This is a genomic window from Salmonella sp. 741265055_HSA (genome assembly GCF_046569525.1).
Lineage (GTDB): Bacteria > Pseudomonadota > Gammaproteobacteria > Enterobacterales > Enterobacteriaceae > Salmonella > Salmonella enterica.
On sequence record NZ_JBKFSQ010000064.1, the window covers coordinates 1 to 10,739 of the forward strand.

Annotated in this window: 9 protein-coding genes, 1 tRNA gene and 2 pseudogenes; 6 read left to right on the plus strand and 6 right to left on the minus strand. The window is 49.3% G+C overall.

The window, feature by feature from the left end:
• Positions 1-201: 201 nt before the first annotated feature.
• From fimY to fimW, 3 genes and pseudogenes are all read right to left on the minus strand, one after another.
• Complete coding sequence (gene fimY / locus ACLD4K_RS21380) at positions 202-924, minus strand: fimbria biosynthesis regulator FimY (protein ID WP_411012469.1); 723 nt, start codon at positions 922-924, stop codon at positions 202-204.
• Positions 925-942: 18 nt separating this feature from the next.
• Positions 943-1,212, minus strand: a pseudogene (locus tag ACLD4K_RS21385) (hypothetical protein).
• A 161-nt stretch (positions 1,213-1,373) separates the two neighbouring features.
• Positions 1,374-1,970: a fimbria biosynthesis transcriptional regulator FimW gene (gene fimW, locus ACLD4K_RS21390; protein WP_058331298.1), complete on the minus strand. Its 597-nt coding sequence runs from the start codon at positions 1,968-1,970 to the stop codon at positions 1,374-1,376.
• 254 nt (positions 1,971-2,224) lie between these two features.
• Here fimW and ACLD4K_RS21395 point away from each other — a divergent pair.
• Positions 2,225-2,301, plus strand: a tRNA-Arg gene (locus tag ACLD4K_RS21395).
• A gap of 377 nt (positions 2,302-2,678) precedes the next feature.
• A pseudogene (locus ACLD4K_RS21400) lies at positions 2,679-2,780 on the plus strand (cation transporter); the annotation flags it as partial.
• 50 nt (positions 2,781-2,830) lie between these two features.
• On the opposite strand, the gene rclR reads toward ACLD4K_RS21400, so the two are convergent.
• Complete coding sequence (gene rclR / locus ACLD4K_RS21405) at positions 2,831-3,685, minus strand: reactive chlorine-specific transcriptional regulator RclR (protein ID WP_411012470.1); 855 nt, start codon at positions 3,683-3,685, stop codon at positions 2,831-2,833.
• 215 nt (positions 3,686-3,900) lie between these two features.
• On the opposite strand from rclR, the gene rclA reads away from it, so the two are divergent.
• The 3 genes from rclA to rclC all read left to right on the plus strand — a co-directional run bounded on the left by rclA (position 3,901) and on the right by rclC (position 6,192).
• Positions 3,901-5,226 carry a reactive chlorine resistance oxidoreductase RclA gene (gene rclA / locus ACLD4K_RS21410; protein WP_411012471.1) on the plus strand — a complete coding sequence of 442 codons (1,326 nt, stop codon included), beginning with the start codon at positions 3,901-3,903 and terminating at the stop codon, positions 5,224-5,226.
• Positions 5,227-5,382: 156 nt separating this feature from the next.
• Entirely contained in the window at positions 5,383-5,619 is a 237-nt protein-coding gene (gene rclB / locus ACLD4K_RS21415) for a reactive chlorine resistance periplasmic protein RclB (protein ID WP_000922170.1), read from the plus strand.
• 12 nt (positions 5,620-5,631) lie between these two features.
• Entirely contained in the window at positions 5,632-6,192 is a 561-nt protein-coding gene (gene rclC, locus ACLD4K_RS21420) for a reactive chlorine resistance membrane protein RclC (RefSeq protein WP_000362177.1), read from the plus strand.
• Positions 6,193-6,270: 78 nt separating this feature from the next.
• Here rclC and ACLD4K_RS21425 read toward each other — a convergent pair whose 3' ends face one another.
• The gene (locus ACLD4K_RS21425) at positions 6,271-7,446 is read right to left on the minus strand and encodes a DNA repair protein (protein WP_411012472.1); all 1,176 of its coding nucleotides are present in this window, start codon (positions 7,444-7,446) and stop codon (positions 6,271-6,273) included.
• A gap of 325 nt (positions 7,447-7,771) precedes the next feature.
• Between ACLD4K_RS21425 and pheP the strand changes: the two genes are divergently transcribed.
• The gene (pheP, locus tag ACLD4K_RS21430) at positions 7,772-9,166 is read left to right on the plus strand and encodes a phenylalanine transporter (protein WP_411012473.1); all 1,395 of its coding nucleotides are present in this window, start codon (positions 7,772-7,774) and stop codon (positions 9,164-9,166) included.
• 41 nt (positions 9,167-9,207) lie between these two features.
• On the opposite strand, the gene ACLD4K_RS21435 is transcribed toward pheP, so the two are convergent.
• Complete coding sequence (locus tag ACLD4K_RS21435; RefSeq protein ID WP_079951149.1) at positions 9,208-10,455, minus strand: mechanosensitive ion channel family protein; 1,248 nt, start codon at positions 10,453-10,455, stop codon at positions 9,208-9,210.
• Between the last annotated feature and the right edge of the window lie 284 nt (positions 10,456-10,739).

The following is a 10,739-nucleotide window of genomic DNA, read 5'->3' on the forward strand; positions in this document are numbered from 1 at the left end:
TGGGGACTCACTCCCTTGCCGCCTTTAAGCAACTCGAATTATTTTGGGTATAAACTATTATTTTAAGCATAAAAATAATACAAAAGACTCATTGTTTAGTATTTGTTATGTAATGACAGGAAGATATTTACGCTGGAGACCTCAAAAAAGTTAAAATAAGTAATTTCTTAAAAAAAAATTATTCGCCAGAATGTTACTTCGTTAAAAAATGTCGTGGAAAGTAACGTTTAGCTGCTGGATCAGCCGAAGAAAGCTTTGCCTGTGGGGAAGGTTAAGGAGGGTGATAGGTTGTTTAAGCCGGTAAACTACACGATGATAAGGTACGCTTTGCTGACGTGCTATTTCTTTTAAAGAGGCGCCTTGCGCTAAAGTTTCAATCATCAACCAGTCAGTGCGGCTAAAGCTTTCCGATAAGCGAGGTTCGGCGGCTGATAACAAGGCTTTGCGTACTGAGGCCAGATTTTGTCGTCGTGACAGGACAAAAAAACGCCCAGCCATACGGATAAATTGTGTTATAGCGGGGGTTTTATCTGATACCAGCAGGTAAATCTGAATATCGCTTTGTTGCCAACTGAGTGCGCGTAGCTGGTTAAGCGCCTCAATACAGGAGACAGGTAGCGCCTCCATATCTACAATCAGTTGTTTGAGCGACCCCTTTTCAATCCACAAAGAAATGTCTTCTAATGAGCGGAATGCTGCGGTGAGTTTTCCGCAAAATAAGTAGTGACTCAGCGAATAGCCGAGGTAGTTATCAGTTGTAATTATTGCCTGAGAAATGATACTAACCGGCAAGGCATAATTAAGCTGTTGGTCCAGTAACTCAAGGCGATCAAATATCTGCGGCGTTGGAGAGTGATAACGGCAGGCGCAGTCTTTGGCATTTCTTAAACGGCGGCGTCTTTCCCTGCGTGGTACGCTGCGCATCCTGCTTTTTCCATTGCTCTAATATATATCTGGTAATATGGCTGGCCATCGTTGTACCAGCGTAAAAACAATGCTTCGTTGCTCTATTCACTGCTGAAAAAAAACTTCGCTATCATGTTCTGACGGAAGTTGCGTCAGGACCTCATAGCCGATTAATTGCGCAGTTGAGAGATTAACGATTGGCTCAGATTTTAACAATCCGCTGTTGAGATATGAATGACGTGTTGGCGTAGACGCCAGTTGTGGGGGATTTATCCTTTCCTTTAATAAAGTACCCTGTGCCACCAAACACTCCTCCAGGCATTTATGATGCAGCCATATATTTTCGACCCCTGAATCTATCAGGATATTATGGGCATCATTGTGGCAGCGTTAAAAAAATGCCTGTAGGTATCGTTACTTAATTATTGGTGAGATATTTCGTAAGCCTTGTAAAAAGTTAAGTGAGTTTACTTACTGAGTAAGAAATGAAGGTTAACTCTAATATACTTTAAAAACTGCTGCTCCGTTTTAACATGTAATTTGCGCATAATGCTCCGGCGGAGTGACTTTGTCTGCTCTTCAGAAAGTGAAAGTAAAGCACCCGTTTCGCTTAAATGATAACCGCTGGCGATCAGTTTTAACAGGTGACGTTCTGTTACTGAAAAATGACGAGTCGTGCAGTAGTGGCAAATGCCAGAAGGGACGCTATGTCGAAGCGCTCGTTTATGTAAGATCAATATCATTTTCCGGGTAATTTCTTCAACATCATCTTCCCGATAAATATGCGGCAGCATATACAGACATGGTCTGAACATGAGCTTTTCTTTATCGCATTTATTACAAATAATCACCCGTAGCTGATGTTGGGTATGCATAGGTATCTGGTAACAGCCTGCGCTGAACCAATCATCATCCAGGGCCAGGAAAGCGATATCGGCATTATCTATCTCTTCTGGCGGCAGAAAGTCAATTTTCTGCTGCCATTGATTCGCCAGACGCGTCATGATGATTTTCAAACCATGCTCAAAGTGACTGTTTTGTTCCTTAATAGCGATACTCAGCATAAAAAATATCCTACACGGCAGGTGAATCATGGTGAAATATTAAAGAAACTTATTGATTTTCTAAATACTGGCGGCCTTAATTCCCACTTTATGCGTGCTGAGATGTGTCCAGGCGATTTCCTGGAACCTGGCATTGCGCCAGAAAAGACGATATTCGTACACTTAGTCAGCAACCAGAACAAAAGCCATTGACTCAGGAGTGCCTGACCGTATAATTCTCGCGTTTCGTCTACACGAAGTCTTCACTTCACAAGGCGCCCTTAGCTCAGTTGGATAGAGCAACGGCCTTCTAAGCCGTGGGTCGCAGGTTCGAATCCTGCAGGGCGCGCCATTGATAAATCAATAAGTTATATCAAAAAACCTATCATCTAAAATTATCTTGCAGTGTAAGTATCAGGGTAAGTTTTAAATCATCCCTGTATTTGCGCATTATCTCGCAACAGGTGTCGTTACGGGTGCTGTTTTATTTCCCTCAAATAAAACCCTCAAATACAACGCTGAACTGTTTGTAATCAAATAAAAATTTATGCTTCTCTAAAAAAGAGTCGGGTCATTGTGATTCCGTCTTGCTGCTTAGTCTGTCAACCGCTGTATTTTTCGGGATTATCGCCTACGTAGAGCGTCTATTAGTGTTGAGACCGCCACGGGGCAGGTTGCAGAGTCGACGTAAGGGAAGCGTTATTAATCATTACCAGCGTTCCCTATGCGATGGTCAGCGGCATGATTACCGCGCCGTTGCTGTCGCTGTTCATCATTCCGGCAGCCTACAAGCTGATGTGGCTGCGCAGGCATCGCCGCCTTGCGGCATAACGTGTGTCGCCCGCCTGCGACGTCAAACTGTAGGCGGGTTCAGTATACGTTTATCGTCCGAGCGCGCTGACCCGTTTGCGGTACTCGCCTGGTGTACAACCGAATTCACGGACAAAAGCTTTGTGAAAAGAAGATTCGCTTGCATAACCTACCGACTCGGCAATCACCATCACCGGCAGCGCTTCACGCGACAGGGTCTGGGCGGCGATTTGCAGGCGCAGCGTTGTTAACACGGCTAAGGGCGTCGTCGCGGACACGTCGCGAAATAGCTGGGCGAAGCTCGCCCGCGACATGTGTACCCGTTGCGCCAGCGTTTCGACCGTCCAGGGATGCGCCGGTGTTTCCAGCATGTGAAGGATCACGCGGCCCAGCCGGGGATGCAGCAATAAATTGAGCACGCTTTTCGCCGTGCCAGCCTGCGATAGCCAGTCGCGAACGGCGAGGGTAAACAGCGTGGCGCACTGCTGACTGTATAAGACGTCAGCGCCGGGTAAATGGCGTTCTGACTCCTGCTGTAACAGCAAAATGGCGGCGTTAAGCCAGATACTGGCGGGGTTATGCGGCGGCGGGGCAAGACATAACACTTCCGGCAACGCGGTAAGGAAATAACGTGACGTCGTGTGCAGACGTAGACTACCGCACACGATATGTGTCGGTGCTTCGCCAGACTGGCGCAAACGGTGGGCGGAGTTTTGCGGCAGAATCACCACCTTTCCCGGCGTAAGCGTCATGGCGTCGCCGGTAGGCATTTCCAGTTGCGCTTCGCCCTGCGTAACGGTATGCCAGCGAATCACCGATAGCTCGCCAGCGGCGTGCGGCAACTGCCAGTCGCCGCCTAACGGGCAATTCTTGTCGATTGAGCCCTGAGGGGCGTTAAGCGTCAATAGCCGACTAAGCGCATCCATATAGACTCCAGAACAGATTTACTTTCAAAAATAGGGATCACCATTTCTTTATCTGTTCACTATATTTCGGACTCAATGTCATTTCTACCCTTGTTTTTGCTAACCGCCAATTTAGACGATAAGACAAAAAATAGCGCGTTGCGGATAACCCTGTCTTTTTTGGCGTTACTTATACTTGTCCTGACAAACAGATGGTGATTTGGCGGAGAAAGAAGATGACACAGTATCAGGCGCTCATTATTGGTTTTGGCAAGGCAGGAAAAACGTTGGCGGCAACTCTGGCGAAGACGGGATGGCGCGTGGCGATTATCGAACAGTCCGCCAGTATGTTCGGCGGAACCTGCATCAACATTGGCTGTATTCCAACGAAAACGCTGGTGTATGACGCGGAACGTGAGGGCGATTTTTCTGTCGCCATGCAACGCAAAGCGGCGGTCGTAAATTTTTTACGCGACAAAAATTTTCATAATCTTGCCGACCTGGACAATGTCGATGTGATTGAGGGAAGGGCGGAGTTTATTGATAACCATACCTTACGGGTATTTCAGGCGGACGGCGAGCGGGTGTTACGGGGAGAAAAGATCTTCATTAATACTGGCGCAGAGTCGGTGATCCCGGCTATTACGGGCTTAACAACGACGGCGGGGGTGTTCGATAGCACCGGGTTACTCAGCCTGAGCCAGCGCCCGGCGCGGCTGGGGATTTTAGGCGGCGGTTATATTGGCCTTGAATTTGCCTCAATGTTCGCCAACTTCGGTACGAAGGTCACTATCTTTGAAGCAGCGCCGCAATTCCTGCCTCGTGAAGATCGGGATATCGCGCAGGCAATTACCCGTATTTTACAGGAAAAGGGCGTCGAGCTAATTTTAAACGCCAACGTACAGGCCGTATCCTCAAAGGAGGGCGCGGTACAAGTAGAAACGCCGGAAGGCGCGCATCTTGTGGATGCCCTGCTGGTGGCGTCGGGGCGAAAACCGGCGACGGCTGGTTTACAGTTGCAGAACGCCGGCGTGGCGGTGAACGAACGCGGCGGGATCATCGTGGATGATTACCTGCGTACCACGGCGGACAATATCTGGGCGATGGGCGACGTTACCGGTGGGTTGCAGTTTACCTATATTTCACTGGATGATTTTCGTATTGTACGCGACGGGGTATTGGGAGATGGCAAACGCAGTACCCGAGATCGCCAGAACGTTCCATATTCCGTCTTTATGACGCCGCCGCTCTCTCGTGTCGGGCTGACGGAAGAACAAGCGCGGGCAAGCGGCGCAACGGTGCAGGTGGTGACATTACCGGTGGCGACGATCCCTCGCGCCCGTGTTATGAACGATACCCGTGGCGTACTAAAAGCGGTAGTGGACGTGAATACGCAGCGTATTGTAGGGGTGTCATTGTTATGCGTCGATTCTCATGAAATGATTAATATCGTTAAAACCGTTATGGATGCAGATTTACCTTATACGGTGTTACGCGACCAGATATTTACCCATCCTACAATGAGTGAGTCTTTAAACGATCTCTTCTCTCTCATTAAGTAAAACATAAATAACGTAGCCCTGTTAATCAGGGCTTTTTTTTGCCTGTCAGGCTATAAAAATACGCCAGGACAAATATGCTGGCGTCTGAAAGAAAAGGCTTTAGTCAGGCGTAACGTATTATAACACCATTGAAATAACCCACGACTGGAAATCTCGATGTTAAAAGTTACCACACTTATTGCTTCATTATTGGCTGCGCCGCTGGCGTTTTCCGCCTCCGCCCAGCCGCTAACTGACGTTGAATACATCAGCGTTTCTGCGGTGTCAGCAACGCCGTCAATGCTTGAAGACGCTATTGCCAGACTGGCGCAAAGTAAACAGGCGTCGTCATGGAAAATTACGTCCATGCGTATTGATAATACGGGTTACGCCACTGCGATATTATATAAATAAGGAGAGCCTGAGATGGATAAATATCTTCGTCTGTTAAGTCAGGGGGATCGGCTGGGATTAACATTAATTCGCCTGAGTATCGCCATCGTTTTTATCTGGATTGGGCTACTAAAATTTGTGCCCTATGAGGCAGACAGTATTACCCCATTTGTGGCGAACAGCCCGTTTATGTCTTTTTTCTATGAACATCCTGAAGAATATCGTCAGCATCTGACTCATGAGGGCGAACTAAAACCGGAGGAACGCGCCTGGCAAACGGCCAATAATACGTATGCGTTTTCGGATGGTCTGGGCGTGGTGGAATTGATTATCGCGGCGCTGGTACTGGCTAACCCTGTCAGCCGCTGGTTAGGGCTGGCGGGCGGCGTGCTGGCATTCCTGACGCCATTTGTCACGCTGTCGTTTTTAATCACCACGCCGGAGGCCTGGGTTATGCCGCTGGGCGATGCGCATTATGGTTTTCCGTATTTATCGGGCGCCGGGCGGCTGGTATTAAAAGATACGTTAATGCTGGCAGGTGCGGTGATGATCATGGCGGACTCCGCCCGTTCGTTACTTTTACAGCGACAGTAGCGACCCTCTTGCCCTCTTTATACCGCGATTCGTCGGGTGGCGCTTGCGCCATCCGACAATGTGTTGATGAATGATGGACTACCCTGACAGAAGTTCCTGTTCCACCTGTTGAACCTGCGCCTCCAGCGTATTGCGAATTTCGGTTAGCGCCCGTTCCTGCCCGGAGAAATAGGCTTCCTTATCCGCAACGGAAGAGGCGAGCCGCCAGGCATTTTCCGTTTCCAGTTGCGTTATCTCTTTCAACAGCGCGTCGATTTGCGTGCGGAGCTGGCGTATTTTATGGCGCAGATGTTCCAGATTATTTAGCCTGTCGCTTGCCATCATCGGTTCCAGACCGCTTTGCAGCTGTGTCAATAACGCGCGAATTGCCGCCAGATCGGCATTCTGCCGCGCCTGATTAAGCTGTACCATCATCTGGTGCGCTTTTTCTTTCAATTCATCGGCGACCACATCCGGGTGACACAGGCGGCTGGCCTGACGCCACAAACGTTTTAATTCATTGCGTTCGTCAGCCGACAAACGTTGATCGCGGGCGTAGCGGAATTGCGCTTCCTGCTGCTGCTCCCGGTACTGGTGATAGTCCTGTTCCGCATTTTCCTGCGCCTGGCGGAATGTGCTGTCGTCCTGATGGGAAAAATCCGCTTCCAGCTCGCGAATTTCCGCCAGCAACGCGGTAATTAATTCCGTCTGCTGCTGGATTCGCTGACGGATGCCCACCGCTTCGCGCGAGGCGGCATTCAATCCTGTCCACTGCTGTTTTAGCGTTGCCAGTTGATCCACGGCCTGGGAAATAAATTGCAGGCAGGATTGATAATCCTTTTCCCGGCGTTTTATTTCGGCCTCTTGCTTACGCTGCATACTCACCGCGAGCTGTTTACGCAACTCCAGAATACGGCTCATCAACGGCCCGAGACGCAGATGATAGAGGTCGTTGAAGTCGTCGAGGATTTGTACCCGCGCATTTCGTTTGTCAATCAGATCGCGAAGTTGGGCTTCAAGCGCTTTCAGCTCCAGTTTACTGGCGGCAATAGAGGGATCTTGCCACGTCGAGAGCGCCCGTTGAGCCTGTAGCCAGGCGGCGATCTCTTGCATGGCGTCACTGAATCGACGAGCTTCAATCGCCTGGGCAATCGCGCTGATTACGGCATCCTGCGGCTCATTTTTCAGGTAGATGAGCTGCTGACGGATAATCTCTTCATCCTCAAGTTCGATGGCGCTTTTGATGATCTCTAAACGTTTGATGATCTTATTCATGACGTTGATGCCTGGCGTGGCTCAAAAACGGATAACAGATACCAGGTCTGATTCACCTTTTTGAAAATACTGAAAAAATACTAAATGTATTCTGTAGAGTGTCGTACTTTTCGTCCAGAGTTATTCACATATTTTATACTCGGCGTCTGTCACCCGTCACTTTCTATATCGGCGCGCACTCTTTTCTTTTTACTCCCCGTGACATCTTTTTTTACACGATAACGTTAACGTCCGGAGTTGAACCTTAACAAACGATTGCGCCTTGCGGCAGCGAGAACGAAATGTTAAAAGGTGCCCCTCAATAAAAACGATACAGGGGTAGGACGTGAAAAACGCGTCAACTGCATCTGGCGTCAGCGTGTCGGATGCCGCGTCGAAGAATGAACCGACGCTTCAACGGGGGTTGCAAAACCGCCATATTCAGCTAATCGCGCTGGGCGGCGCGATTGGCACCGGACTGTTTCTGGGCATCGGCCCGGCGATTCAAATGGCGGGGCCGGCTGTTTTGTTGGGCTATGGCGTTGCCGGGATTATCGCTTTTCTCATTATGCGCCAGTTGGGTGAAATGGTCGTGGAAGAGCCGGTTTCCGGATCGTTTGCCCACTTCGCCTGGAAATATTGGGGGCCGTTTGCGGGCTTTTTGTCGGGCTGGAATTATTGGGTCATGTTTGTGCTGGTCGGGATGGCGGAGCTGACCGCGGCGGGCATCTATATGCAGTACTGGCTGCCTGACGTACCAACATGGATTTGGGCGGCGGCGTTTTTTATTATCATTAATGCCGTAAATCTGGTGAACGTTCGTCTGTATGGCGAAACGGAATTCTGGTTCGCGCTGATTAAAGTGCTGGCGATTATCGGCATGATAGGTTTTGGTCTGTGGCTGCTGTTCTCCGGCCACGGCGGCGAACATGCCAGCATTGATAACCTCTGGCGTTATAACGGTTTCTTCGCTACCGGTTGGCATGGTTTGCTTCTGTCGCTGGCGGTGATTATGTTTTCTTTTGGCGGACTGGAGCTGATCGGCATTACTGCGGCGGAAGCGCGCGATCCGCAAAAAAGCATCCCGAAAGCGGTGAATCAGGTGGTATACCGTATTTTGCTGTTCTACATCGGTTCGCTGGTGGTGTTGCTGGCGCTCTATCCGTGGGTAGAGGTGAAATCCAATAGCAGCCCTTTTGTGATGATCTTCCATAATCTGGACAGTAATGTGGTGGCTTCGGCGCTGAATTTCGTTATTCTGGTCGCGTCGCTTTCGGTGTATAACAGCGGCGTTTATTCGAATAGCCGAATGCTGTTCGGCCTGTCCGTACAAGGCAACGCGCCGAAATTTTTAACCCGCGTCAGCCATCGCGGCGTACCGGTGAACTCGCTGATACTTTCCGGAGCGATTACCTCGCTGGTGGTGCTGATCAACTATCTGTTGCCGCAAAAAGCGTTTAGCCTGTTGATGGCGCTGGTTGTTGCGACGCTATTGCTAAACTGGATAATGATCTGTCTCGCGCATTTACGTTTCCGCGCGGCGATGCGTCGTAAAGGGCGCGAGACGCAATTTAAGGCGCTGTTCTATCCCGCCGGAAACTATTTGTGCATTGCGTTTCTGGCGCTGATTCTGGTGTTAATGTGTACGATGGACGATATGCGATTGTCGGCGATTTTGCTGCCGGTATGGATTGTGTTCCTGTTTATCGCGTTTACAGTTTTGCGCCGTAAGGCTCATTAACTTTTTTGCCCGATCCCATGCTCATGCGATCGGGCAATCCATTAATGCCGCAATGTCCCTGACAGCGCGCGAATATCGCTGCCGGTCGGCGTCTGATGAATACGCAAGCCAAACTCTTCCACCACGGCAAAAATATGGTCGAAAATATCGGCCTGGATGCTCTCATATTCCAGCCACACGACGGTATTGGTAAAGGCGTAGATCTCTATCGGCAAACCATGATCGTCAGGCGCCAGTTGGCGTACCATCAGCGTCATGTCTTTACGGATGCGCGGATGGTGGCGTAAATATTCGTTCAGATAGGCGCGAAATGTCCCGATATTGGTCATTCGGCGGTGATTTAAGGCTGATTCCGGCGCATCCAGTTGTTTATTCCATTCATCGATTTCCTGATGACGGCTGGTAAGGTACGGCTTTAACAGTTGCGCGGTTAACAGCCGCTGTTTTTCATCATCATCCAGAAAATGGATACTGGTCGCGTCAATATTAATGCTGCGTTTAATCCGGCGTCCGCCGGACGCAGACATGCCGCTCCAGTTTTTGAACGAGTCGGAAACCAGCGACCAGGTGGGAATGGTGGTGATGGTATTATCCCAGTTGCGTACTTTTACCGTGGTTAAACCAATATCAATGACCGCACCATCTGCGCCATATTTCGGCATTTCCAGCCAGTCGCCCAGTTTGAGCATATCGTTGGCGGAAAGCTGTATACCGGCAACCAGGCCAAGAATCGGGTCTTTAAAGACCAGCATTAATACCGCGGCCATCGCGCCCAGCCCGCTGATTAAAATTGCTGGTGACTGGCCAATCAGCAGTGAGATCATCAGAATGCCGACGATAATTGCGCCGATGAGCTTAATACCCTGAAATATTCCTTTTAGCGGCAACTGAGAGGCGGCGGGCCATTTTTGCGATAGATTGAAAATCACGTCCAGCAAGGAAAATAACGACAGCAGAGCGTAGGTCATAATCCATAACTGCGCGCAGGTCGTCAGGATATCCGCAGCCTCACTGCCTTTTTGTAGCCAGAGCGCGGCCTGAATATTGACAATGATGCCTTGCAGCGTAAAAGCCAGACGATGGAATAATTTATTCTGGGTAATAATTTGCAGCCACAGGCGGGAACTGGCATTGGCACGTTTTTCGAAAGCGCGCAGTACTATCCAGTGCAAAATAATATGCACGACAACTGCTGTCAGAAAAATAATACCAAATATTACCACCAGCGATGTGGTGTGATTCATTTCAATCCCCGCTAAATCTTCTACCCGGGATATCAATTCCTGCATAATCTCTCCTTTATAAACAGCAGCCTATGATGACTGCTGAATGGCATTTATGCAAATCAAGACGCTCGCGCTTCAGGCATAATCAGCAACAGACGGGTAAAAGCGCTTCAGGGGTTATCCATACGCTATATTTTATCCAGCACCCCATAAACGTCGTTATTTTACGCCACCCAATTTTTTTGAACAGGCGCCAGTTCGTCAACAATAGATGAAAACATTTTAACCAGAATGCTAAGAGCCTATCCCATTAGGGCTATTTTACTTGCCATTTTGGACCTGGGCAG